We start from the raw sequence: 26,063 nt of genomic DNA, 5'->3' as shown, positions 1-26,063 counted from the left end.
GGGGGGGGGCGCCCGCTGTGAACGACACAAATTTAGTTTTTGGTGTTGTTGTGTTCCGGGGCGGTCCCGGTCCGGGGGCGGGGCCCCCCCGCGGGCCCCCGGCCCCTTTCGGAGGGACGCGCGTCAGGCGGTCGTGCCGCCGTCCACGGCCAGGGTGGCGCCGGTGACGAACGCCGCGCCGGGCGAGACGAGGTAGGCCACCGCCTCGGCGATGTCGGTGGTGGCGCCGTAGCGGCCGAGGGCGGTGCCGGCCCGCTGGAAGCCCGCCGAGGGGCCGTCGGCCGGGTTCATGTCGGTGTCGATCGGCCCGGGGCTGATCTGGTTGACGGTGATCCCGCGCGGGCCGAGGTCCCGGGCCAGTCCCCGGGTCAGGCCGAGGATCGCGGCCTTGCTGACCGCGTACGGGGTCATGCCGCCGCCCGGCACCCGTTCGCCCAGGCAGGAGCCGATGTTGACGATCCGGCCGCCCTCGGGCAGGTGGCGGGCCGCGGCCTGGGCGGTGAGCAGCGCGCCGCGGACGTTGACGTCCAGGGTGCGGTCGATGACGTCGACCGGCACATCGGTCAGGGCGGTGCCGCTGACGTCCATGTAGCCGGCGTTGTTGACGAGGATGTCGATCCGTCCGAAGTGCGCGACGGTGGCCTCGACGGCGGCGGCGGGCGCCTCGCGGTCGGCGGCGTCGGCCCGGACGGCCAGGGCCTTGCCGCCCGCGCGCTCGATCTCCGCGACGACGGCCTCGGCGGCCTCGGCGCCGCGGGTGTAGGTGAGGGCGACCCTGATGCCCGTGCCGGCGAGGCGGCGGGCGATCTCGGCGCCGATGCCGCGGCTGGCTCCGGTGACCAGGGCGACCCGGTCGTCGGCGGTCGGCTGGGTGGCGGTGTCAGACATGGGACGGCCTTTCGGAGGACTCGGAGGAGGGCGCGGAGGAGGACTCGGACACGGCGGGAGCGCCGGGACCGGCCGTGCGGCGCAGCAGTTCGGGCACCAGCGTCAGCAGCCCGAGCACGGCCATGGCCGCGCCCGTCCACAGCGGGGCGCGCAGCCCCCAGTGCGAGACGCCGATCCCGCCGACCCAGGAGCCGACGACGACGCCGAGGGTGATGAAGGAGGTGTGGACGGTGTTGACCAGCGGGCGGTCGTTGGCGGTGCGCATGACGCGGGTGACCATCGCCGGGTTCATCGTCACGCCGACCAGCCCGATGCCGGTCATGGCGGCCAGGGCGACGGCCGCGTCGGCGGCGCCGAGCGCGAAGACCGTCAGGAACACGGTGTTCAGGGCCAGGCCCGTGCCGAGCACCGTCAGGGTGTGCCGGTCGGCGAGGCGCCCGACGACGGCGTTGCCGATGACGGTCGCGGCGCCGTAGAGGACCAGCAGCAGCGGGACGGTGCCCGCGGCGAAGCCGGTGACGTCGGTGAGGATCGGCACGAAGTACGAGAACGCGGCGAAGGTCGCGCCGATGATCAGCATGCTGGTCGCGAAGGCCGCCCACAGCCGCGCGTTGCGGAAGGCCCCCAGCTCGGCGCGGACGGAACCGCCGGAGCCGCCGGCCCCGTCGGACTCCTCCTTGGCCAGCGCGGGGACCGCGCCGAGGGTGACGGCGAGGGCCAGCGCGGCCAGGGCGGCGACCGCCCAGAAGGCGAACCGCCAGCCGTAGTGCTCGCCGGCCAGCTGGGACAGCGGCAGGCCCAGTACGGTGCCGACCATCAGGCCGCCGAGCACGATCGAGGTGGCCCGGCCGCGCACCTCGGGACCGGTGACGCGCACGCAGATGGCGAGCGCGACGCCGAAGAAGGCGCCGGAGGCGGCCCCGGTGACGAGGCGGGCGACGACCATCAGGGCGTAGCCGTCGGCGAGGGCGCCGAGCGCCTGCCCGGCGAGGAAGACGGCGTACAGGCAGATCAGGGCGGTCTTCTGGCGCAGTCGCAGGAGACCGGCGGTCAGCAGCGGGCCGCCGATGGCCATGGCCGCGGCGTAGACCGAGACCAGGTAGCCGATCTGGGGGATGCCGGCACCGAGGTCCTCGGACAGCTGCGGCATCAGGCCGGCCACCAGGAACTCGCTGGTCACCATGGTGAAGATGCCCAGGCCCAGGACGTAGATCGCGAAGGGCACGGCTCAGACCTCGACAGTCTCGACGGTGTGGGACGGGCCGCCGACCACGACGGCCCCCGCGGCCTGGAACGACCCCAGGGACTCGGCGATCGCCTTGGCCCGCGGGTTGTCGGCCGGGTCGAAGACCGGGATCGGCTCGCCCGGCCGGGCGTCGACGCCGGCCTGGAGGAAGAACTCCTCGAAGCCGCTGGGCGTGAAGATCAGCAGCTGCTTGGCGGCGTGCAGGCCCTTGTTGCGGAAGCGGTGGACGGTCCCCTTGGGGACGAAGACGAAGTCGCCCGCGCGGACGTCGTAGGTCTGCCCATCCGCGAAGAACTCCAGCTCGCCTTCGAGGAGGTAGAAGGCCTCGTCCTCGTTGCGGTGGTCGTGGGGCGGCGGGCCGCCGCCGGGCGGCACGGAGGCCTCCAGCAGCGTGATCGTCCCGCCGGACTGCGCGGTGTCGACCTTGACGGTGTAGACGTCGCCGTTGAGCCAGACCGAGGGGCCCTGGCCGGCGGGGATGTGCAGGACCTTGCCGAGGGCCGGCGGGTGGTCGCTGCGGAGCTGTTCGTTGAGTGACATGGCGTACGGGAACCTCAGGACGCGGGGACGGGGACGGAAGCCTGTACGGGTACGGAGGGCTGGACGGGAGGGACGGGCGCGGGGGTGAGCGGGTGCGCCAGTCGGGCGCCGTCCGGCAGCTGCCCGGTGCGGGCGGGCGCGACCTCCTGCCCGTCGCACTCGGTGGTCAGCACCTCCAGCCAGCCGTCGGCGCAGCCGACGAACACCCGCCCCCGCTCGCCGTGCACGACGAGCCCGGGCACGGGCGCCCGGTCGGGCGCGCCGGCCGGCGCCGGGTCGGCGGACAGGACACGCACCCGTCTGCCGGCCTCGTCGGCGGTCCAGGCGCCCGGCGAGCGGTAGCCGGCCCGGACGTGCCGGTCGACGACGGCGAGCGGGGCGCGCAGGTCCAGGCGCAGGTCGTCGTCCGAGGGCCGACCGAAGTACGAGCGCAGCGCCGGGTCCTGGGCGATCGGGCGGTAGCCGCGCTCGGCCAGCTGCGGGATGAGCTCCAGCAGCATCAGCACGTTGGCCCGCTCCTGGGCGGTGCGCAGGTCCAGCGCGGTCTCCCGGCCGGTCAGCGGCACCTGGTGCTGCATGATCAGGTCGCCGCTGTCGAGGACGGGCGCCATCTCGATGGCGGAGACGGCCGACTCGGTGGCGCCCTCGCGGATCATCCAGTAGAAGGGCGCGAGGCCGGCGAAGGCGGGCAGCGGCGAGGGGTGGAAGTTGACGGCGGTGACCCGGGGCACCGACAGCAGCCGCTCGCGCAGGATCTGCTGGAAGTTGGCGACGACGAAGTAGTCGGCCTCGTAGCCCTCCAGCTCCTCGACGAACTCCGGCCGGTTGACCGACGGCGGCCGCAGGACCGGCACCCCGAGCGCCGCGCCCTGGGTGACCAGGTCCACCTGCTCGGGGTCGTCGGTGAAGTACGAGCAGCGCTTGCCGTGCGGGGAGGTGACCACGGCGACGAGGTCGACCTGGGGGTGGCCGTGCAGCATGCTCAGGAACGGCGAGCCGAGCTTGGAGTTGACTTCCGAGAACAGGACGACGCGGATGCGGTCCATGGGTCGGGAAACCTCTCTGTGTCTGGCTGTGCGGGGCAGGGACGTTCGGGGTGGCGCGGGCCGACCTGGAAGGGTCGGTGGCGCGGGCCGGCCTAGAAGAACGGGCTCGTCGACTTCCCGCCCAGCAGCACGTTGCCGGTGAGCTGGAGGATCGAGTCCTGGGCGACGGCGTGCTGGTTCATCGTCCAGGCGTCGCGCAGCCAGCGGTCCAGCGGCGAGGGCTTGTAGACGGAGGAGCCGCCGACCAGGTCGAACAGGGTCTGCACGATGTCGCGGGCGGTGCGGAAGGCGTGCCGGCGGGCGATGGCGGTGGCCACCCTGGCGTCGTCGGTCAGCTCGGCGCCGCCGGTCAGCGCGTCCCACTGGCGTTCCAGGCTCGCGTACACGCCGGAGCGGGCGGCGAGCAGCTCGCCCTCCAGGCGGGCGATGGTGCTCTGGACGCGGTGGTCCTGCGCCCACGGGGTGCCGGTCTCCCGGTCGGTGCGGTGGGCGGCCAGCTCCCGCACGTGGTCCAGCGCGGCGCGGGCCATGCCGAGCGGGATGCCGGACATCTTGCGCAGGATGGTGTCGGGGCTGGCGTGCAGCGGGCCGGTGCGGCGCGGGTCGGAGAAGCTGAAGGAGCGCTCCTCGGGGACGAACAGGTCCTCGCAGGAGTAGTCCTGGCTGCCGGAGCCGGCCAGGCCGGTGGTGTGCCAGGTGTCGTGGAAGGTGTAGGCCGCCGGCTTGGAGACCAGCACCCGCCAGTGGGTGGGCTCGCCGCTGACCGGGTCGGGCTCGGGGGTGCCGTCCTCGTCGACGATCAGGCAGCCGGCGCCCAGCCAGTCGCAGTGGGCCGAGCCGGAGCCGAACTTCCAGCGGCCGGTGAGGCGGTAGCCGCCCTCGACGCGCACGGCGCGGCCCTGCGGGTAGATCCAGCCGGAGTTGGCGAGGTCGAGGGTCGGGTACATCTCGCGGGCCACGTCGTCGTCGAGGTAGCCGGAGTAGATGCCGGAGTCCATGCCGATCATGGCGCACCACGCGGTGGAGGCGTCGCCGGTGGCGAGGATCTCGATCAGTTCGCACTGCTGCATCGAGGTGAGCTCGGGGCCGCCCCAGGTCTTGGGCATGGCGGCGCGGAAGACGCCGCCGTCGCGCAGCAGGTCGACGATGTCGGCGGGCAGGGTGCGGTTCTGCTCGATGCGGGCGCCGGCCTCGCGCAGCTGCGGGACGAGGGTGCGGGCGTGCGCGAGGATCGCCTCGGCGGTGTCGGGGACGACGGTGGTGGTCACGGTGGTGCTCATCGTGGAGGTCCTTCGGGAGTTGACGGTGATCAGAGGTAACGGCCGGGCGCGAACGTGCCGTTGGGGTCGACGAGGCGCGCGACGTCCAGGACCAGCGCGGCGTTCTCGGCGTCCGGGGCGTGCTCGCGGCCCCAGCCGCCGTGCGCGGAGTCCAGCCGGTACGGCGCCCAGCCGGCCGCGGCGAAGAGCGCGTAGGCCCGGTCGAGCGCGCGGTGCGCGGCCTCGGCCTGGGTGGCCCGGTCGAACGGGAAGGAGACGACGAGGTCGATGACGTCGGCGTCGAGGGCGTTGACGGTGGCGCCGGGGCGGATCCCGGTCTCCTCGTGCACGGTGTCGAGGAGGGCCAGGGCGCGGGCGGTGTCGGCGCCGGTGAAGGGGATCAGCGGCAGGAAGAAGATCCAGCCCTTGCCCTCGGCGTCGACGAGGTCGGCGCGGGTGCCGGTGGCGGAGGCGAGCATGTCCTCGTTGAACTCCACCGAGCCGGAGTACGCGGCCTGGACGACCTTGGACACGGTGTCGTCCGCGGCCGGCTCCTCCCCCGCCGCGATCCGGCCGAACAGGCCCGCGGCACGGGCCTCTTCGACCAGCGCCCCGGCGAGCGCGTCGAGCGTGCCGGCGGTGGCGTCCACGCACACGTGGGCGAGGTAGCCGTGGCCGCCCTCGCCGCCGTAGGTGGCGGTGGAAGCGGTGTCGTAGATCTTCACGACGCCCGACACCACGTTCCCGGCCCGCCAGCGGCGGATGAGGTCCACGGCCGCGGGCAGCTCCTCCCGGCCGAAGGAGAGCCGGACCACGCGCTGCGCCTCGGGGCGCGGCAGCAGCCGGACGACGGCGGCGGTGATCACGGCGAGCGGCGACTGGGTGAACAGGTGCAGCGTGCTCGGCCCCAGGCCGTACGGGTTGACGGCTCGTCCGGCGGAGGTGCCGGGCCACCAGCCGGTGCGCACCAGGCGGCCGTCGGGAAGCACCGCTTCGAGGCCGAGGAGGTCCTCGGTGCGCTGGCGGCGCAGGCCCACGCCCCGGTCGACGAGGTTGCCGAGCAGCGAGGTGTGGCCCGAGGAGGCGGTGACGTTGAGCATCCGGGCGGTGCCGGCGAGCCGGGCGGCGAGGACGGCCTGGGTGACGCCCGGCTCGACGACCGCGTAGCCGGCCTCGACGTCGAGGTCGCGGACGGCGTCGAGGCGGTCGAGTTCGAGGCGGACCACCGGGCCGACGGCCGGTTCCTTGGAGCCCAGGCCCCAGTTGCGGCCGGTGGAGACGGCGTGCAGGCCGGGCAGGCCGGCCCGGGCGCCGCCCTGCTCGTCGAAGGCGCGGACGACGGACCGCACCTCCTCGGCGCTGCCCGGGCGCAGGACGGCGTTCAGGGCGCGGGCGGCGAAGGCGGAGACGTTGGCCTCGGCGGGCAGGAGCGCGGCCGGGTCCGCGGAGCGGACGACGTGGTCGGGTCCGATGGCGGCGGCGACGGTGTCCAGGACCGCTTCGAGCGCGGTGCGGGAGGCGGTTTCGGGCATGGCTGGTCCTCGGAAGGTGCGTGCGCGGGCACGGAGGGGTGACGGAGAGGAGGGGGAAGGGCTCAGGCCGCGGGCTTGGTCGGGGCGGCGCCGCCCAGGTAGACGGCGACGGGCCGGCCGGGGCGGTCCCAGGACAGGTGCGCCAGCACCCGCAGGGTGCGGGGCGGGGCTCCGGCGAAGGCGGCGTCCTGCGCGCAGAGGGCGGGCAGGTCCCAGCCGGCCTCGTGCAGGACGAGCGCGGGGTTGGTGGCGGTGAGGTCCGGGGTCATGGTGAACACGAGGCTCACCAGGTCCGCCCGGTCGAGGTGGTTGGCGGCCAGCAGGCCGGCGAGCAGGTCCTCGGTGGCGCGGGTGAGGGCGGGCACGGTGTCGGCGGGCACGGCGATGCCGCCGCGGACGGCGAGCGTACGGATCGCACGGGTCGCGCCGGTCGTACGGGTCGCGCCGGTCCTACGGGTCGCGCCGGTCGTACGGATCACGCCGGTCGTACGGATCATGTGGATCGTACGGATCATGCCGGGAATGCCCTCACCCTCGGCCGGGCTCAACTCCCGTCCGCGGAAGCGGAGGTGAAGCGCCCCTGGTGGAAGACCAGGGCGTCCTGCGGCTCCTCGGTACAGGTGGCGTGCAGCACTCGGGCGAGGAACAGGTCGTGGTCGCCGCCGGGGAAGGTGTCCTCGACCTCGCAGGCCAGCGAGGCCAGGGCGCCTGGGAGCACGTCGTGCCCCTCGGCGGTGCGGTCGAGGTAAGCGCCCAGACCGGGCCCGGCGGGCTTCTCCCGGGAGGCGAACAGCTTGGCCACGTCGCCCTGGTGGGCGGCGAGCAGGTGGATGCCGAGCCGGCGGCTGGCGGTGATCACGGGGTGCGCGCGGGCGGTCCGCATGACCGAGACCAGGACGCGCGGCGGGTCGAGCGAGATCGAGGTGAAGGAATTGACCGTCATGGCGACGGCGGTGTCCTCGCGGCCGCTGCTGAGGACGGTGACCCCAGTGGGATAGCGGCGCATGACGTCCCGCAGGTCCGCGGACTGTCCGCGGGCACGGGTGATGGACGGTGAAGGCATGACTCCCCCTTCGCACGGTAGTGCGAATCTTGTTGCTGCCTAAACGCTAGCGCGACTTGTGAACGCTGATAGCTTTTCTAACATAGATCTCGCCACGTTGGTCAAGCGCCGGTCAAGCGCGACCACCCCGAAGAACCGCTTCGACGAGGGAGAACCGTGACCTCTTCACCTGCCCGAAACGCCCAAGCCGCACTCCGTTCACGCCACTTGGCGATGCTGGCACTCGGCGGGGTGATCGGCGCCGGGCTGTTCGTCGGCTCCGGCGCCGGGCTCGCGGCGGCCGGTCCGGCCGTGCTGGTCTCCTACCTGCTGGCCGCCGTGCTCGCCCTCGCGGTCATGCGCATGCTCGGCGAACTCGCCGCCGCACTACCGGAGTCGGGCTCCTTCTCGGTCTACGCGCGTCGCGCGCTGGGGCCGTGGGCCGGCTTCACCACCGGCTGGCTGTACACCTGGGTGACCGCCGTGGCCATCGCCGTCGAGGCCCTGGCGGCCGCGGCGATCCTGCACACGTGGTGGCCGGCCGTCCCCTCCTGGGCGTTCGCCCTCGCCGCGATGACGCTCTTCACCATCGTCAACACCACCGACGTCCGGACCTTCGGCGAGGCCGAGTTCTGGTTCGCCTCGCTCAAGGTCCTCGCGATCGTCGCGTTCATCGCCCTCGGCGCCGCCGCCCTCCTCGGCGTGCTGCCCGGCGCCGGCTCACCGGGCCTCTCCCACCTCACCGGTGACGGTGGGTTCGCCCCCAACGGCCTGTCCGGGATCGTCACGGCGCTGCTCGGCGTCGTCTTCGCGTTCGGCGGCATGGAGGTCATCGGCATGGCCGCCGCCGAGTCCCGGGACCCGGGCCGCAGCATCCGCACCGCGGTGCGCTCCGCGATCTGGCGGATCGCCCTGTTCTACCTGGGCTCGGTGGCCGTCCTGGTCCTGCTGCTGCCGTGGCGCGACGCCCGCCCCGACGAGAGCCCGTACGTCGCCGCGCTCGGCCGGCTCGGCATCCCGCACGCCGGCGCCGTCACCCAGGCCGTGATCGTCGTGGCCCTGCTCTCGGCCCTCAACGCGAACCTGTACGGCACCTCGCGCATGCTGCACTCCCTCGCCGAACGCGGCGACGCCCCGGGCGCGTTGGCCCGCCGCACCCGGCGGGGCGTACCGGCCCGCGCGGTGGCCGCCGCCTCCGCCGTCGGCTTCGCCGCCGTCGTCCCCGAGGCGCTCTCCCCCGGCACGGCCCTGCCGCTGCTCGCGAAGGCGATGGGCGCGGCGATGCTCTTCATGTGGCTGGCGGTCGCCTGCTCGCACCTGGTCCTGCGCCGCTCCCTCGAAGCCGCCGGCCGGCTCCCGCTCCGCACCCGGGGCTTCCCCGCCACGACCCGCGCGGTCATCGCCGCGATCACGGCCCTGATGCTGCTGATGACGGCCTCGGCCGGGACCCGTCCCCAACTCCTGACCTCCGCAGCCCTCACAGCCGCCCTGGCCCTCACCGGCGCGGCCCTCTCCCGCCGCCGCGCCCAGTCCCAGACCCCGACCCCAGCAGCAACAGCAGCAACAGCAGAGACCCGCGCCACTCCGTAACGCGTCGCCCAGTGACAAGTCGCCCACGAGCAAAGGCGGGCGGACCCCCGACCAGGGGTCCGCCCACCCGCACGCGAGCTGCCGGACGGCTACTCCACCGTCACGCTCTTCGCCAGGTTGCGCGGCTTGTCGACGTCGCGGCCGAGGGCCACCGCCGCGTGGTAGGCGAGGAGCTGGAGCGGGATGTTGAGGAGCAGCGGGTCGAGCTCGGGCTCGCTCTTGGGGACGAGGATGCAGTGGTCGGCGAGCTTGTCCTCGGGGCGCCGGTGGGCGACCGCGATGACGCGGCCGGAGCGGGCCTTGATCTCGCCGAGGGTGGTGAGGTTCTTGTCGAGGAGCTCGTCGTCCGGGACGAGGGCGACGGTCGGCAGCTCGGGGCTGATCAGCGCCAGCGGGCCGTGCTTCAGCTCGCTCGCCGGATAGGCCTCGGCGTGGACGTACGAGATCTCCTTGAGCTTCTGCGCGCCCTCGCGCGCCACCGGGTAGCCGCGGACCCGGCCGATGAACATCATCCCGGCGGACCTGGCGTACTCGGCGGCGAGTTCGGCGATCGCGTCGCTCTGGTCGAGCACCTCGCGGATCTGGTCCGGCAGCGCCTTGAGGGCGGAGACGATGCGCCGGCCGTCGGCGGGCGAGAGGTCGTGGATGCGGCCGAAGTGCAGGGCCAGCAGCGCGAAGGCGACGACCGTCGAGGTGAAGGCCTTGGTCGAGGCGACCGAGATCTCCGGCCCCGCGTGCAGGTAGATGCCGCCGTCGCACTCGCGGGCGATCGCGCTGCCGACGGTGTTGACGACGCCGAGGACGCGGCCGCCCTTGCGCTTGATCTCCTGGACGGCGGCCAGCGTGTCGTAGGTCTCGCCGGACTGGCTGACGGCCACGTACAGGGTGTCGGCCTCGATCACCGGGTTGCGGTAGCGGAACTCGGAGGCGGGCTCGCTGTGCGCGGGGACGCGGGAGAGCTCCTCGATCAGCTGGGCGCCCATCTCGCCGGCGTAGTAGGCGGAGCCGCAGCCGAGGATCTTGACCCGGCGGATCTCGCGCAGTTCGCGGGCGTCGAGGTTGAGGCCGCCGAGGTGGGCGGTGGCGAAGCGCTCGTCGAGGCGGCCGCCGAGGGTGCGCTCGACGGAGCCGGGCTGCTCGTGGATCTCCTTGAGCAGGAAGTGCTCGAAGCCGCCGGTGTCGTAGGAGTCGATCTCCCAGTCGACGGTGGACGGCTGGCGGTGGGTGGTGCGGGCGTCCTCGGTGAAGGTGCGGAAGCCGTCGGCGCGGACGACGGCGAGCTCGCCGTCCTCCAGGTGCACGACCTGGCGGGTGTAGCGGACGAGGGCGGAGACGTCGGAGGCGGCGAACATCTCCTTCTCGCCGATGCCGAGGACGATCGGGCTGCCGTTGCGGGCGACGACGATGCGGTCGGGCTGCTCGGCGTCCAGGACGGCGATGCCGTAGGTGCCGACGACCTTGCCGAGGGCGGCGCGGACGGCCTCCTCCAGCTCGACGCCCTCGGCGGCGTGCGCGGCGATGAGGTGGGAGAGCACCTCGGTGTCGGTCTCGGAGCGGAAGACGGCGCCGTCGGCGGTGAGCCGGGCGCGCAGCTCGTCGGCGTTCTCGATGATGCCGTTGTGGACGACGGCGATGCGCTCGGCGTTGTCGAAGTGCGGGTGGGCGTTCTCGTCGCTGGGGACGCCGTGGGTGGCCCAGCGGGTGTGGCCGATGCCGGTGGTGCCCTTGAAGCGGGCGGGGACGGCGGCGGCGAGGTCGGCGACCCTGCCCTTGACCTTGCGGAGCTTGATGCCGCCGGTGCGGCCGGCGACGGCGACACCGGCCGAGTCGTAGCCGCGGTACTCCAGCCGGGCGAGGCCTTCGAGCAGGAAGGGGGTCGCGTCCTTGGGGCCGATGTAGGCCACGATTCCGCACATGACGGGCTCCTCCGTGAGGTGGTGTCGGCTCAGCCGTAGACGATCCGGCGCAGCTGGCGCGCCGAGAGCTCCGGTGCCGCGACGCGGCGGGCCGGGAGCTCCTCGGCGAGCCGGGCGAAGATCCGTTCGTTGGTCAGTCCCCGCGCCTGGAGCTCACCGTGGCGGCGGCGGACGTACTCCTCGGTGGTCTCGGAGAAGTACGCCAGGACCTCCGCCACGACCCGCGCCGCCTCCCGGGGCCCGAGGGGGCTGGTCCGGGTGAGGTGGGCGACGAGGTCGTCATGAGGGTGGGGTGAGCTCGGCACGGAGGAAGACATTAGGCGGACGACGACCCGGAAGCCAAAGTTTCTGCCCGGAATCGGGCAGACATTCCGACTTTCGGCCCAGGCAACCATGCGGAACCCTTCCCTTCACCTTTTCGACACACCCTTGTCGCTCACCCGGACGCCACGTAGCGTGACCCTCTCCACACGTAGCGGAAGACCGGAGGCTTGCTGATGTGCGGCATCACCGGATGGGTCGCCTTCGACCGCGACCTCACCGCCGACCGGAACGACCAGCGCGAAACCGCCCGCAGCGTCCTCGACGCCATGACGGCCACCCAGATCTGCCGCGGTCCGGACGCGGGCGGGGTGCACCTGGAGCGCCACGCCGCGATCGGGCACCGCCGCCTCGCGGTGATCGACGTCGAGGGCGGCGTCCAGCCGATGACCGTCGAGCACGACGGCCGGCTGCTGGCCGCCCTCACTTACAGCGGCGAGGTCTACAACCACGACGAGCTCCGCGCGGAGCTGCGGGCGGCCGGCCACCGCTTCCGCACCCGCAGCGACACCGAGGTCGTGCTGCGCGCCTACCTGGAGTGGGGCGAGCACCTGGCCGAGCGCCTGAACGGCATGTTCGCCTTCGCGATCTGGGACGCCCGGCACGAGGAGCTGCTGCTGGTGCGCGACCGCATGGGCGTCAAGCCGCTGCACTACCACCCCACGGCGGACGGCGTGGTGTTCGGCTCCGAGGTGAAGTCCCTGCTCGCCCACCCGTCCGTCCGGCCGGTCGTGGACCTCGACGGGCTGCGCGAGATCCTCGCCTTCTGCCGCACCCCGGGCATCACCCCCTACCGCGGCATCTCCGAGGTCCGCCCCGGCCACGTCGTCCGCGTGCGCCGCGAGGGGATCACCGTGCGCCGCTACTGGGCGCTGGAGGCGCGCGAGCACACCCACAACCTGGACACCACCGTCGCGACCGTCCGCGCCCTGCTCGACGACATCGTGCACCGCCAGCTCGACTCCGACGTACCGCTGTGCTCCCTGCTGTCCGGCGGCCTGGACTCCAGCGCCGTCACCGCCCTGGCGGCGGGCGTACTGAGCCGGGGCGGCGCCGGCCCGATCCGCTCCTTCTCCGTCGACTTCGCCGGCCAGAGCGAGAACTTCCACGCCGACGCGATCCGGTCCACGCCGGACGGCCCGTACGCCCGCATGCTGGCCGAGCACGTCGGCGCCGACCACAACGTCATAGAACTGGACGCCGCCGACCTCACCGACCCCGCCCAGCGCGCCACCGTCCTGCGCGCCCGGGACCTGCCCGGCGGCTTCGCCGACATGGACGTCTCGCTCCTGCTGCTCTTCCGCGGCGTGCGCCGGCAGTCCACCGTCGCCCTGTCCGGCGAGTCCGCCGACGAGCTCTTCGGCGGCTACCCCTGGTTCCACGACCCCGACGCGATAGCCGCCGACGACTTCCCGTGGGTGCCCTACATCGAGCGCGGCCTCGCCGGCCCGGGCGCCGGCATGCGCGAGCAACTGCTCGACGCCGACCTCCTGCGCAAGCTCGACCTGGCCGGCTACCGCCGCGCCCGCTACCGCGAGGCGCTCGCCGAGGTGCCGCACCTTCCCGGCGCGAGCCCGCTGGAACGCCGGATGCGCGAGGTCTCCTACCTCAACCTGACCCGCTTCGTGTGCCTGCTCCTCGACCGCAAGGACCGGATGAGCATGGCCAACGGGCTGGAGGTCCGGGTGCCGTTCTGCGACCACCGGCTCGTCCAGTACGTCTTCAACACGCCGTGGGCGATGAAGAGCTTCGACGGCCGGGAGAAGAGCCTCCTGCGCGCCGCCGTCCGGGACGTGCTGCCGGACGAGATCGCCGACCGGGTGAAGAGCCCGTACCCCGTCACGGCCGACCCGCGCTACCCGGCGCTGCTGCTCGCCGAACTCGCCGAACTCGCCGCCGAGGGCAAGTCCCCGGTGCTCGGCCTGCTCGACCGCCGGCGGCTGAACGACGCGCTCGCCCCCGGGACCGACCCGCAGTCGGTGCGGCTCGGCGTCGACCTCGCGCTGGACCTCGCCACCTGGCTGACGGAGTACCAGGTGTCGCTGGAGATCTGAGCGTTCCCTCCCCCGCGCGGCGCAGCGGAGCCCCCGGGCCGGCTGCGCCGTCGGGGCGGGCCCCGGCGGCCCCACGGGACCGTCCCGCGCGGGGCGGGGACCGGACGGTGCGGTAGCGTCGCCGACACTCCCGGATGGCGGGCGAAAACGCGGACTGCGGCCGCTTCGCGCGTCAGGATGGGAGCGAACCGTCCGCACTCGATCCGCCGGGGGATCCCGTCATGCAACCGCGAGCGTTCGCGATTCTCACCGCCCTGCTGCTCGGCGTCCTCGGCCTGGGCTCGGTGGCCGTCACCGACTGGTCGCCGGCGAGGGCGAACGCGGCGACCGCCCAGGTCGCCGCCACCGCCGCCTCGCCCGACGGCACCCCCGCCGCGAGCGCCACCCCGACCGGCGACCCGGCGGTCTGGACCCGCTCGACGCTGCGCAACAAGATGATGGCCGAGATGGACGCCACCGACCCCGGCGTCGCCCTCGCCGACCTCGACAAGATCACCAAGGAGAAGCCGTACACCGTGCGCTTCTGCCACCCGATCGCGCACGAGCTCGGGCACGCGGCCGTCAAGCGGTTCAACGCCGACTTCCAGAAGGTCATCTCCTTCCCGCACGAGACCTGCGCGGCCGGCTACCTGCACGGCGCCGTCGAGGAGATGCTGAACGCCTCCACCCAGCCCGAGGTGGACCTGCTCAAGCTGTGCGCTCCCAAGAACAGCGGCCCGTGCATCCACGGCGTCGGCCACGGCACGATGTTCGTCGCCAAGCAGGACGTGGCCAAGGCCCGCGACCTGTGCAACAAGTTCACCACCGACCAGAACCGGATCCGCTGCTCCGAGGGCCTGTTCATGCAGCTCTTCGGCCCGGACGAGGAGGACGAGCAGGCCAAGGCCAACCTGCCCGCCGACAAGCTCGCCCAGGACCCGCTCTACCCGTGCAAGGACCAGCCGTCGCTGTTTCAGTCCGCGTGCTACTTCTACGCGCCGACCTTCTACCTCTCCTCGCACGACTACCCGAACCACCCCGAGGTGTACGCCGACGCCCTCAAGTGGTGCCTCAACGGCAAGGCGAGCGGCGGGGCCGTCGACTGCAGCCGGGGCGTCGGCTCGCGGACGATGAAGTACAACCTCGACCGCGAGGACTGGGCCGCCCAGCAGTGCGCGACGGCCGCCGACGGCTGGCAGCGCAAGGCCTGCGCGGAGGGCCTGGTCAGCTACTACACGGTGAACTACACCGACGGCGGCGCGGCCGGACGGCTCTGCGCCAAGATCACCAACAAGGAGATGCAGGGCTACTGCCGCTCCGCGAGCGGGCTCTCCGCCTCGCTGGACTGAGCCCGCCGTCCCGGTCGACGGGCCCGCGCCGCACGGCGCGGGCCCTTTCCGTACCATCGGCTGATCACCCGGTGCGCCGAGGACGCCGCGCCCCCTCCGCACCGCTGGAGCACGCCGCATGGCAACCGACGACTTCCGCACCGCCGCCCACGCCACCGCCGACCTCGTCTCCGACCACCTCGCCGAGCTGCCCGGCCGCCCCGTCTGGCAGCCCATGGACGACGCGGCCCGCAGCGCCCTCCTCGACGCCCCGCTGCCCGCCGACGGCCGCCCGCTCGCCGAGCTCGTCGAGGCCATCGGCCGGGACGTCCTACCCCACCCCATGGGCAACGGCAGCCCGCGCTTCTTCGGCTGGGTCAACTCCGCCCCCGCCGCCGCCGGCGTCCTCGCCACCCTCGCCGCCTCCGCCATGAACCCCAGCTCCGCCGGGGGCGACCACGCCGACGTCCACCTGGAGCGCGCCGTCGTCCGCTGGATCGCCGAACTCGTCGGCTTCCCGCACCCGGCCGGCGGCGGCCTGCTCACCTCCGGCACCTCGATGGCCACGATCGTCTGCCTCGCCGCCGCCCGGAACCGCGCCGCCCGGCGGGCCGGATGGGACGTCCGCGAGGACGGCCTCGCCGGAATGCCCCCGCTGGTCGGCTACGTCACCGGCGAGACGCACTCCTGCGTCCGCAAGGCCGCCGAGCTCCTCGGCCTCGGCAGCAGGCACCTGCGCACCGTCGCCACCGGCCCGGACGGCCGCCTCGACGCCGCCGACCTGCGCGCCGCGATCGAGCGCGACCGCGCCGCCGGGCTGCTGCCCTTCCTCGTCGTCGCCTCGGCCGGCACCGTCGGCACCGGCGCCGTCGACGCCTTCGGCCCGATCGCCGACCTGTGCGCCGAGCAGGAGCTGTGGCTGCACGTCGACGGCGCGTACGGCGCCTTCGGCGTCCTCGACCCCGCCATCGCCCACCGCTACGCCGGACTGGAGCGCGCCGACTCGCTCGCCCTCGACCCGCACAAGTGGCTCGGCGTGCCGGTCGACTGCGGCTGCGCGCTGGTCCGCGACACCGACGAGCTGCGCGGCACCTTCAGCCTCGTCCCGTCCTACCTGCGCGACGAGGCCGCGGGCGAGCTCGGCTGGTTCTCCGAGTACGGCACCGAGCAGACCCGCCCGTTCCGCGCGCTCAAGGTGTGGGCGACCATCGCCCACAAGGGCCGCGCGGGCCTCTCCCGCGACATCGCGCGGTGCACCGCGCTCGCCCGCCGGCTCGGCGAACTGGTCGAGGCCCACGACGAGTTCGAGCTGCTGGCCGAGGTGCAGACCTCGATCGTCGCCTTCCGCCACCGCCCCGCCGGGCTGGCCGGCGCCGACCTCGACGCGCTCAACCGCGAGCTGCCCGTCGCCGTGCAGCGCCGCGGCAAGGTCTTCGTCACCGGCGCCCGCCTGGACGGGACGGAGATGCTGCGCGCCTGCCTCCTGAACGCCGACACGACGGAGGCGGACCTGGAACTCCTCCTCGCCGAGGTGGCGACGGCCGCGGCGGACCTCCGGAAGTAACGCCCGGGCCGATACCTTAACCCGCAGGTCACGGGAGGTTCGTGGACGGGAAACACCACACGGGGACAGTGGTGCCATGGAGCACACGGAGCACACCACGACAGCCGTCCACACCTCCGCAACGCCCACCCCCTCCCGCACCCGGACCCGCACCCACCGCTGGCGCCGCGACACCGTCGAGCTCGCCGCCGTCTTCGTCTCCGTCACGGCGGCCGACCTCGTCGCCAAGGTCGTCGTGAAGGGCCACGACGGTCCGGTGCTGCTCGCCGCCTCGGCGGTGGCCCTGCTGGCCACGACGCTGTTCCACACGTGGTGGTCCCACCGGCAGCACCTGCACGGCCCGCCGCCGCCCGCCGCCACCGAGATCGCCCCGACCGCCCTCTGGCGGGTCCGCGCCACCGTCGAGGACTCCCCCGCCGGCCTGGCCCGCGTGTGCACCGCGTTCGCCGAACAGCAGGTCATGATCGTCTCGATGCAGTCGCACCCGCTCCCCCGCGGCGCCGTCGACGAGTTCTTCCTCCGCGCCCCGCACGCCCTCTCCGGCACCGACCTGGCCGCCCTCGTGACCACCGGCGGCCACGACCTCCTGGACGCACCGACCCGCATCGTGTGAGCGGAAGCCGGAGAGGGCCCGCGGGGCCCCGGGCTCAGCCGTTGTCGGGCTGGACCACGCAGACGGCGTTGCCGAGCATCGAGCCGAAGCCGCCGAGGAGGGAGCCGGTCACGGACTTGCAGGCAGCAGCCTCCTGCGGGGTCTTGGGGCCGTGGTTGCTGCTGTCGGCGGCGGCGGGCTGGGCGAGGGCGAGCAGCAGGGCGCAGCCGGCCATGGCGAACACGGTCTTCTTCAACGACATGGAGAAGCCCCTTCGGGGTCGAGGTGGGTTCGGCGGGGAGCCGAGCCATCCCTATCCGAAGGGGCTTCCTCGCTCACGGATCCTGGGCCATCCGTGAGCGTGTCCGCGTCAGTGCCCACGCGCCATCCGCTCCAGCGCCCGGATCGCGGCGGCCAGTTCGACCACGCCGTGCTCCTTGAGGACGCCGTAGTGGTCGGCGGTCAGGTCGACCACGGTGGGCGGGGCGGCGCAGTAGCCGGAGCTGCCCTCGATGAAGGAGTAGTCGTCGCCGGTGGCCTTGAAAATCGTCACCGGGACGTCCAGCCGGCGCTCGGCGAGCTCGCGGAAGCTGTACTCGAACTCGTAGGTCTCGCCGACGATCCGGACGATCCGGCGGACCACCTCCTCCTCCAGGGTGGGGAGCAGCCGGCGGATCGAGGTGACGAAGGTGTCCTCGTCGGCGGTCTCGGTCAGGCAGCGCTCCAGCTCCGGACCGCTGATCCGGCCGGTGAACACCCCGAACAGGATGGTCACGTAGGCCGGGTTGGCGTACGAGGCCTCGCGGCCCCACGTGCGGCCGTCGGCCCGGCGCACCTCCGGGTTGCCGGGGCAGATCAGCAGCAGGTTCTCGACCCGCCGGCCGGCCTGTTCCAGCTGCCAGGCGGCCTCGAAGGCGACCCGGGCGCCGAAGGAGAAGCCCCACAGCGTGTACGGGCCCTCGGGCTGCACGCGGCGCAGTTCGGCGACGTCGGCGGCGGCCATCTCGCGGATGGTCGGGTACGGCGTCTCGCCCGCGTTGATGCCGTGCGCCTGGATGCCGTAGAAGGCGCGTCCGTCGCTCGCCTCGCGGCCGAGCAGGCGCAGGTTCATCGGGTAGCCGCCGAGGCCGGGCCAGCAGAACACCGGTCGCTCGGGGGTGCCGGGGTGCAGCGGGACGAGCCGTGAGGAGGCCGCGGAGCCGGCGCCGGCCGACGCGTCCGCGATGCGGGCGGCGAGGTCGGCGAGCTTCGGGCACTCGAAGACGACCTGGAGCGGCAGGGCGGTGCCGAACGCGCGGTTGATGCGGTTGACCAGGGCGACGGCGATCAGCGAGTTGCCGCCGGCGGCGAAGAACTCGTCGGCCGTCGAGACCGTGGCGAGGTCCTCGTACCTGAGTGCCTCTCCCCAGGCCTCGGCGAGCCACCGCTCCTGCGGGGTGGCGGGGGCGACGTACTCGCCGCGGACGTCGGCGTCGCGGACGGTGTCCGAGGCGGCGAGCGCCTTGAGGTCGACCTTGCCGTTGGCGGTCAGCGGCAGGGCGTCCAGCACGAGGACGCGGTTGGGGAGCATGTAGTCGGGCAGCAGGTTGGCGAGTTCGTCCTTGATGATCTCGGCCGGTCCCTTCATGTGGACGGTGTCCTCGTGCATGCCCTCGCTGCGGACCTGCTCCTCGCTCACCTTGCCGCCGAGGAAGAAGTACGACGGGCCGGTGGGGATCCCCGCGGCGCCGAGGATCTCGTCGAAGCGGCGCGAAGCGGGCAGCGGGTGGCCGGACTTGGAGCTGTAGCCGGAGGACATGAAGCCGAAGGACAGGCCGTTGCGCTGGAGGTGGTGCAGCTTGGTGCCCAGGGCGACGTACTGCAGCCACTCCTCGCCGGCCCGGCTGACGGCGGTGATGCCGAAGGCCGAGCGGGCGTAGACGGCCTGGTTGATCGCGATGACGTGGCGGGACTGCACGACGTCGTCCGAGACGCGGGTCAGCTCGCCGCCGGCGTGGCGGTACAGGCCGGCCGGCAGGCCCTCGACGCGGTCCTCGTGGGCCTGGACGTACACCTCGGTCGGGTCGGCCTGCGGCGTGCCGTCGCCGCGGACGACGGCGAAGCTGCCCAGGTAGTGGTCCTCGTCGGCGACGTCCAGCCGGTCCTTGACCGCCGGGTGGAAGCCGAGCGGGCGGACGTCCAGACCGTACTCGGGCAGCACCTCCTCGAAGACGCCCAGCATGTGGCCGGTCTCGAACTCCAGCACCTCGCGGATGTTGTTGGTGTAGACGGGGGCGATGGCGCCGGTCTTGCCGGAGAAGTGCAGCGTCAGATAGGGGTCCTGGCGCTCCTCGGCGTCGCCGACGCGTATGAGGCTGTGCTCGACGGGGTGGTAGTAGTACAGGCCGGCCCCGAGCCCGTCGAGACCGCCGGTCTCCAGGTAGAGCTGGGTCGCGTACAGCGCGCCGGGCGAGGCGTAGGCGTACTTGGGCAGCAGCCGCTCCTCGCTGTGGAACTGGCCGAACCAGCGCAGGACGCGGCCGAGTTCGGGCAGGCTCAGCAGCTCCAGGCCGCGCCCGAAGGCACCCGCGGGGCGCGGGGCGAGCAGCGCGGCGAGGTCGTCGCGGGTCACCCGGCCGCCCTCGTAGAAGCGGTAGGTCTTGCGGGCGAAGACCTCCCGGCGCTGCGCCGCGGTCCCACGGCGGCCGGGCAGGTCGACGTGCGGGCGGCCGGCGAGCTGCCCGAGGTCGCGCAGGCCGGGGTCGGAGAGCTGGGCCTTGACCTGGAGGCGTCCGGCCTTGGACTGGTGGTGGCGGCCGTGGTTGCCCTGGTCCATCAGGGCCGCCTCACGCGGGTTCAGCTCGACGCAGGCGATCAGGTTCTGATGGCCGGTGCGCTCGTCGGAGGTGACGATCGCGGCCGAGCGGCGGACCCAGGTGTGCTCCTCGATCGCGCGGGCGATCTCGTCCAGCTCGACCCGGTAGCCGCGCAGCTTGACCTGGTTGTCGACGCGGCCGGCGAACTGGAGGGTGCCGTCCGGGTTCCAGTGCGCGAGGTCGCCGGTGCGGTAGAGCCGCTCGTGCGGGGTGAACGGGCAGGCGACGAAGCGCTCGGCGGTCAGCTCGGGGCGGTGCAGGTAGCCGCGGGCCAGCTGGACGCCGCCGATGTACAGCTCGCCGGTCTCCCCCTCGCCGACCGGGACCAGGTCGGCGTCGAGGACGTGGCACCGGGTGCCGTCGACCGGCCGGCCGATCGGCACCGCCCCGGTGCCTTCGCCGAGCGCGGCCGGGTCGACGACGTGCGCGGTCGCGTTGATCGTGCACTCGGTCGGCCCGTACAGGTTGACCAGGGTCGCCCACGGCAGGGCGGTCGTGAGGTCGCGGGCGAGGCGCAGCGAGAGCGCCTCGCCGCCGGAGAAGATCCCGGTCAGGCTGCGGCTGTCGGCGAAGCCGTCGGTGTCGAGCAGCGCCTGGAGCAGGGTCGGCACGCACTGCAGCGCGGTCACCCCGTGGCGGCGGACGGCGGCGACGAGCGCCTCCGGGTCGCGGTAGAGGCCGGGCGCGCCGGCGACCACGCGGGCGCCGACGGCCGGGGCGAGGATCTCCCACTGGGCGGCGTCGAAGCTCATCGGCGTCTTCTGCAGCACGGTGACGTCCTGGCCGAGGTGGCCGGCGCCGTGCATCCAGCGCAGCTGGGAGACGACGGAGCCGTGCTCGATCACGACGCCCTTGGGGCGGCCGGTGCTGCCGGAGGTGTAGATGACGTAGGCCAGGGACTCCGGGGCCGGGTGAGCGCCGTCGTCGGGACGGACGGCCGAGGCGTCCGCGAGCGTGACGACCTCGGTGCCGGCCGGCGCCAGCGCGGCCAGCCGCTCGCGCAGGTGCTCCTGGGTGACGACGATCCGGGTGCGGCTGTCCTCGATCATGTAGCGCAGCCGGTCCTCGGGGTACTCGGGCGACAGCGGCAGGTAGCCGGCCCCGGCGTACAGGACGCCCCAGGCCCCGGTGACCAGCTCGGCCGACGGCTCGGTGAACAGGCCGACGGGGGTGTCGGCCCCGGCGCCCAGCCGGCGCAGGAGGCCGGCCAGGCGGCGGGCGTCCTCGCGCAGCTCCGGGAAGGTGAGGTCGCGGCCCTCGCCGACGACGGCCACCGAGGCGGGCCGGGTGCGCGCCTGGTGGTCGAGCAGGCCGGTGAGCGCGGTGGCGGCGGGGGCGCGCCGGGCGTGCGGCACGGCGGTGGTCGCGGTGGCGGGGACGGACGGGGTGGTACGCATGAGAGAGCCTTCGTTCGTGGACTGACACGCCCCGGCGCCCTGTGTTCGTCAGGAGCGCCGGACATGTCCACCACCGTCGGCCGCCCGTTGTCCCGGCCACATGAGGCACCGGTCTGGACCTCTGCCGGCTCCGTCCCGGCCCGACGGGACCTTCCGCCGGATCCGTCCCGGCCCGACAGCGCCTTCCACCGGATCCGTCCCGGCCCGACAGCGCCTTCCACCCGGATCCGTCCCGGCCCGGTCACGGGCACGTCCCGGGTCCGTCCCGGACACTCGTGCGTTCACGATCGCGTAACCGCGCCGAAGCGCGGTGTCGGTAGCGTCGCCTCCATGACGGCATCGCACACGCGCTTCGAACGGCTCTGGACCCGGTCTTTCGGCAGGTCCGACCGGAGGTGCGCGGTGCCCGAGGGGCCCGGTGGCCGGGTGGCGCTCCTCGACGCCCCGCTCCGGGCCGCCCGGACGCACCCGGCGAAGGGCCGGCTGCACGCCCTCGTCGCGGAGGAGCCGCTCCCCGCCCGGCTGTCCCTGGCGGACGGGACCGCGCTGATCGTCCGCGCGGCCGGTCCGGCCGACAAGGCCGGGGCCCGGGCGATGCACCAGCGCTGCTCCCCCGCCTCGCTGCGACTGCGCTACCACGGGCCGGTCCGCGACTCCGACCGCCACCTGGACCACCTGCTGGACGGGCGGCACGGGCGCAGCCTCGCCGTGACGGCCGGGGACGGGCGGATCGTCGCCCTCGGGCACCTGATGTGGGACGACGGGGAGGCCGAGCTGGCCGTCCTGGTGGAGGACGGCTGGCAGCGGCGCGGGCTCGGACTGGCCCTGCTGCGCCGGCTGGCCGCGTTGGCCCGGGCCGCCGGGATCGGCACCGTGTACGCGGTGACCCACGCCTCGAACACGGGCCTGATCACGGCGATGCGCCGGCTGGCCGTGCCGCTGGACTTCCGCGCCGAGGACGGCACCCTCGTGATCACCGCCGCCCTGGCGGGCGCGGAGCCGGCGCCGCACCGTCCGGCCTGCTGATCATTTCTTCACCACATTCTCACCGGGAACCGTCCGGCCCTCCGGCGGCGTCCTCCTTCCCGCGGGAGCTCCGTCCGTACACCGCCCTTCCTGACGGCACGTCAGGCCGCCCGGGGCGGGCCCCGGGGGGCGCGTCGCAGCAGGCGGCGCGGGGTCCGGATCGTGGGGCCGGGTGACGGAGTCGGTAGGCTGGCCCCGTCCCCGCCGCCCGACGGCCCGTTAACCGGCCCCCGGGCGGTGCCGCAGCAAGGAGGAACCACTGAGCATGGCAGGCACCGAATCGGAGCCCACAGGCGCGCGCGACGCCTCCCTGCCGGCCCGCGCCAAGATCGCGGTCACCGCCGGCAAGGTCGCGGCCGCCGTGTCGCGCAAGGCCGGTCGCGGCAGCGGCTCGGTGATCGGCGGCAAGGTCGCCCTCAGGCTCGACCCCGACCTCCTCGCCACCCTCGCCGACCACCTCGACGTCGTGCTGGTCAGCGCCACCAACGGCAAGACCACGACCACCCGCCTGATCGCCGAGGCGCTGCGCGCCGCCGGCCCGGTGGTCTCCAACGCCCTCGGCGCCAACATGCCGGCCGGCATCACCTCCGCCCTGGCCGGCGGCTCGGACGCCCGCTTCGGCGTGATCGAGGTCGACGAGAAGTACCTGGCCGGGGTCGCCCGCGACACCCGCCCCAAGGCGATCGCCCTGCTCAACCTCTCCCGCGACCAGCTCGACCGCGCCGCCGAGACCCGGATGATGGCCGAGAAGTGGCGCGAGGGCCTCCAGGACACCGAGGCCGTGGTCATCGCCAACGCCGACGACCCGCTGGTGACCTGGGCCGCCTCCTCCTGCAAGAAGGTGGTCTGGGTGGCCGCCGGACAGGCCTGGAAGGAGGACGCCTGGTCCTGCCCCGCGTGCGGCGGCGTCATGCAGCGCCCCGGCGACGACTGGTTCTGCCAGGAGTGCGGCTTCCGGCGCCCCAACCCGCACTGGGCGCTCCAGGGCACCCACGTCATCGACCCGCAGCGCGGCGCCTGGCCGATCCAGCTCCAGCTGCCCGGCCGGGCCAACCTGGCCAACGCCACCAGCTCGGCCGCCGTCGCCGCCGTGTTCGGCGTCTCCCCGCAGGTCGCGCTGGAGCGGATGCGCTCGGTGACGGCCGTCGCCGGCCGCTACGACGTCGTCCAGTACCAGGGCCGCGACATCCGGCTGTTGCTCGCGAAGAACCCGGCCGGCTGGCTGGAGACCTTCTCGCTGATCGACGGCCCGCCCGCCCCGGTCATCCTCTCCGTCAACGCCCTCGACGCCGACGGCACCGACACCTCCTGGCTGTGGGACGTCGACTACGAGCGCCTCGCCGGGCACCCGGTCTTCGTGATGGGCCAGCGCAAGCTGGACCTGGCCGTCCGCCTGGAGGTCGCCGGACTGCAGTTCCACGTGGTGGACACGCTGGAGCAGGCCGTCCGGATGGCCCCGCCCGGCCGGATCGAGGCCATCGCCAACTACACCGCCTTCCAGCAGCTGCGGAAGGTCGTGGCCGGCTGATGCCGCGCCCCCACGCCCCTCTTTTCGTGACGGAAGGCCTTCGAGGATGAGTGAGAGCAGCCTGCGCGTGGTCTGGGTCTACCCGGACCTGCTCAGCACCTACGGCGACCGCGGCAACGCCCTGGTCGTGGAGCGCCGGGCCCGCCAGCGCCATCTCAACGTGACCCGGATCGACGTCCGCTCCGACCAGGCGGTCCCCACCAGCGGGGACATCTACCTGATCGGCGGCGGCGAGGACCGGCCGCAGCGCCTGGCCGCCGAGCGGCTGCGGGCCGACAGCGGCCTGGTGCGGGCCGCCGAGAACGGCGCGATCATCTTCGGCGTCTGCGCCGGCTTCCAGATCATGGGCCACGAGTTCGTCAACGACCTCGGCGAGCGCGAGCCGGGCCTCGGCCTGCTCGACGTCTGGACCACCCGCGGCGAGGGCGCCCGGTGCGTCGGCGACGTGCTCGCCGACGTCGACCCGCGGCTCGGCCTGCCGCAGCTGACCGGCTTCGAGAACCACCAGGGCGTCACCCACCTCGGCCAGGGCGTCCAGCCCTTCGCCAACGTCGCCGTCGGCCGGGGCAACGGCACCGGCGACGGCACCGAGGGCGCCTGGCGCGACACCGTCTTCGGCACCTACCTGCACGGCCCGGTGCTGGCCCGCAACCCCGCGGTCGCGGACATGCTGATCAAGCTGGCGCTGGACGTCAACGCCCTGCCGCCGGCCGACACCACCTGGTACGACGCGCTGCGCGCCGAACGCATCGCCGCCACGACGCGCCCCCAGTAAGGGCTTGTCTTCGGACTCCCGTCTGCCTGGCGACGCCTGGGCACGCGCCTCGCGGGCGGACGACGGGAGTCCGAAGACAAGCCCAGTACACCCGTACGCCCCAGCCGGGTGCCCGCCATGCGGTCACCCGGTCCACGGGCGGCCCGGAACGTACGACAATGGGGGCTGCCGGCTGCACACCCTCCTCGGCAGCAGGCTGCACTTCCACGCGGGGGCGCCGACGGCGCCGCTCCCGCGTCGGCTCCTGCCCGGCCGGACCAGGGGTCGTATGCTCGACACCACGGCCTTTTTCGGGCGTTCTGCCCGATTCGGCCGATCCTTCACCCCACGGTCAGCTCCCCGCCACCCCGGCGTGGGAACGCACCGCTACGGTGACGGCTCGTCGTCCCAGCCTGTAGTCCGGCCGTTCCTCGGTTCTGCTCGGGAGTTGCAAAGCTAATGCGTATCGGAGTGCTGACCAGCGGCGGTGACTGCCCCGGCCTGAACGCGGTGATCCGCTCCGTGGTCCACCGGGGGGTGGTCGACCACGGCGACGAGATCATCGGGTTCGAGGACGGGTGGCGCGGCTTCCTGGAGGGCCACCACCGCCCCCTCACCCTGGACTCGGTGAGCGGCATCCTCGCCCAGGGCGGCACGATCCTCGGTTCGTCGCGGGTGCAACCCAGCCACCTGCGCGACGGCGTCGAGCGCGCCAAGAAGTACTGCTCGGACCTCGGCCTGGACGCCGTCATCCCGATCGGCGGCGAGGGCACCCTCAAGGCCGCCAAGCTGATGAGCGACGCGGGCCTGCCGATCGTCGGCGTGCCGAAGACCATCGACAACGACATCGCCGCCACCGACGTGACCTTCGGCTTCGACACCGCCGTCTCGGTCGCCACCGAGGCGCTGGACCGGCTGAAGACCACCGCCGAGTCGCACCAGCGGGTCATGGTCGTCGAGGTCATGGGCCGGCACACCGGCTGGATCGCCCTCAACGCGGGCATGGCGGCGGGCGCGCACGCGATCGTCGTCCCCGAGCGGCCGTTCCACATCGAGCAGCTGACCGCCGTCGTCCGCGAACGCTTCGACCGGCAGAAGAAGTTCGCCATCGTGGTCTGCGCCGAGGGCGCCAAGCCCGAGCCCGGCACCATGCACTGGGAGGAGGGCGTCAAGGACATCTACGGCCACGAGCGGTTCACCGGCATCGCGACCCAGCTCTCCCGCGAGCTGGAGCACCGGCTCGGCAAGGAGGCCCGTCCGGTGATCCTCGGCCACACCCAGCGCGGCGGCACCCCGACCGCCTACGACCGGGTGCTCGCCACCCGCTTCGGCTGGCACGCCGTCGAGGCCGTCCACAAGGGCGCGTTCGGGCACATCACGGCGCTGCAGGGCACCAACATCAACCTGGTGCCGCTCGCCGAGGCGGTCGCCGAGCTGAAGACCGTCCCGCAGGAGCGCTACCTGGAGGCCGAGACGGTCCTCTGACCTTGCCCTCCCGCTGCGGAGCCCCCGGGGCGCGAGGGGCCCCGCGCCGCCCCCCCGCGCGGGGCAATTAACAAAACCCAACCCACCGAAGAAAAGAATAAAACCATTAGGCTCAATGGAG

Annotated in this window: 21 protein-coding genes; 9 read left to right on the top strand and 12 right to left on the bottom strand. The window is 73.5% G+C overall.

The window, feature by feature from the left end; translation table 11 throughout:
- Nucleotides 1-123: 123 nt before the first annotated feature.
- The 8 genes from ACFV4F_RS17230 to ACFV4F_RS17195 all read right to left on the bottom strand — a co-directional run bounded on the left by ACFV4F_RS17230 (nt 124) and on the right by ACFV4F_RS17195 (nt 7,574).
- A complete protein-coding gene (locus ACFV4F_RS17230) occupies nt 124-888 on the bottom strand; it encodes an SDR family NAD(P)-dependent oxidoreductase (RefSeq protein WP_380443683.1) in 765 nt (254 codons plus the stop codon).
- Nucleotides 881-2,113: an MFS transporter gene (locus ACFV4F_RS17225; RefSeq protein ID WP_380503224.1), complete on the bottom strand. Its 1,233-nt coding sequence runs from the start codon at nt 2,111-2,113 to the stop codon at nt 881-883. Before ACFV4F_RS17225 ends, ACFV4F_RS17230 begins: the two co-directional genes overlap by 8 nt.
- A 3-nt stretch (nt 2,114-2,116) precedes the next feature.
- Nucleotides 2,117-2,674, bottom strand: coding sequence for a cupin domain-containing protein (locus ACFV4F_RS17220; RefSeq protein ID WP_380503221.1), 558 nt, complete (start codon nt 2,672-2,674; stop codon nt 2,117-2,119).
- 14 nt (nt 2,675-2,688) lie between these two features.
- On the bottom strand, nt 2,689-3,720 hold the full coding sequence (locus ACFV4F_RS17215; protein ID WP_380443689.1) for a methionyl-tRNA formyltransferase: 1,032 nt from the start codon (nt 3,718-3,720) through the stop codon (nt 2,689-2,691).
- Nucleotides 3,721-3,812: 92 nt separating this feature from the next.
- Nucleotides 3,813-5,000 (bottom strand): acyl-CoA dehydrogenase family protein, encoded by a 1,188-nt coding sequence (locus ACFV4F_RS17210; protein WP_380443691.1) that lies wholly within the window; start codon nt 4,998-5,000, stop codon nt 3,813-3,815.
- A gap of 29 nt (nt 5,001-5,029) precedes the next feature.
- Nucleotides 5,030-6,511 (bottom strand): FAD-binding oxidoreductase, encoded by a 1,482-nt coding sequence (locus ACFV4F_RS17205; protein ID WP_380503218.1) that lies wholly within the window; start codon nt 6,509-6,511, stop codon nt 5,030-5,032.
- Between the two features lie 62 nt (nt 6,512-6,573).
- The gene (locus tag ACFV4F_RS17200; protein ID WP_380503215.1) at nt 6,574-7,008 is read right to left on the bottom strand and encodes a chorismate mutase; all 435 of its coding nucleotides are present in this window, start codon (nt 7,006-7,008) and stop codon (nt 6,574-6,576) included.
- A gap of 47 nt (nt 7,009-7,055) precedes the next feature.
- Complete coding sequence (locus ACFV4F_RS17195; RefSeq protein ID WP_380503212.1) at nt 7,056-7,574, bottom strand: flavin reductase family protein; 519 nt, start codon at nt 7,572-7,574, stop codon at nt 7,056-7,058.
- A gap of 213 nt (nt 7,575-7,787) precedes the next feature.
- Here ACFV4F_RS17195 and ACFV4F_RS17190 point away from each other — a divergent pair, with 213 nt between their 5' ends.
- A complete protein-coding gene (locus ACFV4F_RS17190; protein WP_380443743.1) occupies nt 7,788-9,143 on the top strand; it encodes an amino acid permease in 1,356 nt (451 codons plus the stop codon).
- An 89-nt stretch (nt 9,144-9,232) separates the two neighbouring features.
- Here the strand turns inward: ACFV4F_RS17190 and glmS are convergent, their stop codons facing one another.
- Both glmS and ACFV4F_RS17180 read right to left on the bottom strand, forming a co-directional pair.
- Nucleotides 9,233-11,059, bottom strand: a complete 1,827-nt coding sequence (gene glmS / locus ACFV4F_RS17185) for a glutamine--fructose-6-phosphate transaminase (isomerizing) (protein WP_380503209.1) — start codon at nt 11,057-11,059, stop codon at nt 9,233-9,235.
- 29 nt (nt 11,060-11,088) lie between these two features.
- Entirely contained in the window at nt 11,089-11,376 is a 288-nt protein-coding gene (locus tag ACFV4F_RS17180) for a hypothetical protein (protein WP_380443701.1), read from the bottom strand.
- A gap of 180 nt (nt 11,377-11,556) precedes the next feature.
- On the opposite strand from ACFV4F_RS17180, the gene asnB reads away from it, so the two are divergent.
- The 4 genes from asnB to ACFV4F_RS17160 all read left to right on the top strand — a co-directional run bounded on the left by asnB (nt 11,557) and on the right by ACFV4F_RS17160 (nt 16,918).
- Nucleotides 11,557-13,434, top strand: coding sequence for an asparagine synthase (glutamine-hydrolyzing) (gene asnB / locus ACFV4F_RS17175; RefSeq protein ID WP_380503207.1), 1,878 nt, complete (start codon nt 11,557-11,559; stop codon nt 13,432-13,434).
- A gap of 221 nt (nt 13,435-13,655) precedes the next feature.
- On the top strand, nt 13,656-14,762 hold the full coding sequence (locus ACFV4F_RS17170) for a hypothetical protein (RefSeq protein ID WP_380503204.1): 1,107 nt from the start codon (nt 13,656-13,658) through the stop codon (nt 14,760-14,762).
- A 118-nt stretch (nt 14,763-14,880) separates the two neighbouring features.
- The gene (locus ACFV4F_RS17165; RefSeq protein WP_380503202.1) at nt 14,881-16,305 is read left to right on the top strand and encodes a pyridoxal phosphate-dependent decarboxylase family protein; all 1,425 of its coding nucleotides are present in this window, start codon (nt 14,881-14,883) and stop codon (nt 16,303-16,305) included.
- A gap of 76 nt (nt 16,306-16,381) precedes the next feature.
- The gene (locus tag ACFV4F_RS17160; RefSeq protein WP_380503199.1) at nt 16,382-16,918 is read left to right on the top strand and encodes a hypothetical protein; all 537 of its coding nucleotides are present in this window, start codon (nt 16,382-16,384) and stop codon (nt 16,916-16,918) included.
- Between the two features lie 34 nt (nt 16,919-16,952).
- Here the strand turns inward: ACFV4F_RS17160 and ACFV4F_RS17155 are convergent, their stop codons facing one another.
- Together ACFV4F_RS17155 and ACFV4F_RS17150 are read right to left on the bottom strand one after the other, a co-directional pair.
- Complete coding sequence (locus tag ACFV4F_RS17155) at nt 16,953-17,159, bottom strand: hypothetical protein (RefSeq protein ID WP_380443711.1); 207 nt, start codon at nt 17,157-17,159, stop codon at nt 16,953-16,955.
- Nucleotides 17,160-17,267: 108 nt separating this feature from the next.
- Nucleotides 17,268-21,149 (bottom strand): amino acid adenylation domain-containing protein, encoded by a 3,882-nt coding sequence (locus tag ACFV4F_RS17150; RefSeq protein ID WP_380503196.1) that lies wholly within the window; start codon nt 21,147-21,149, stop codon nt 17,268-17,270.
- Nucleotides 21,150-21,479: 330 nt separating this feature from the next.
- On the opposite strand from ACFV4F_RS17150, the gene ACFV4F_RS17145 reads away from it, so the two are divergent.
- The 4 genes from ACFV4F_RS17145 (at nt 21,480) to ACFV4F_RS17130 (ending at nt 25,942) form a co-directional block, all read left to right on the top strand.
- A complete protein-coding gene (locus ACFV4F_RS17145; RefSeq protein ID WP_380503193.1) occupies nt 21,480-22,175 on the top strand; it encodes a GNAT family N-acetyltransferase in 696 nt (231 codons plus the stop codon).
- Between the two features lie 265 nt (nt 22,176-22,440).
- A complete protein-coding gene (locus tag ACFV4F_RS17140; RefSeq protein WP_359959229.1) occupies nt 22,441-23,703 on the top strand; it encodes a MurT ligase domain-containing protein in 1,263 nt (420 codons plus the stop codon).
- Nucleotides 23,704-23,749: 46 nt separating this feature from the next.
- Entirely contained in the window at nt 23,750-24,478 is a 729-nt protein-coding gene (locus tag ACFV4F_RS17135; RefSeq protein ID WP_329931992.1) for a glutamine amidotransferase, read from the top strand.
- 438 nt (nt 24,479-24,916) lie between these two features.
- Nucleotides 24,917-25,942: a 6-phosphofructokinase gene (locus ACFV4F_RS17130; protein WP_329931993.1), complete on the top strand. Its 1,026-nt coding sequence runs from the start codon at nt 24,917-24,919 to the stop codon at nt 25,940-25,942.
- Nucleotides 25,943-26,063: the final 121 nt, after the last annotated feature.

This window comes from Kitasatospora sp. NPDC059722, from assembly GCF_042733235.1.
Taxonomy (GTDB): domain Bacteria; phylum Actinomycetota; class Actinomycetes; order Streptomycetales; family Streptomycetaceae; genus Kitasatospora.
Note: the sequence above shows the minus strand (reverse complement) of the source record. Positions and strands in the feature narration are given on the sequence as shown.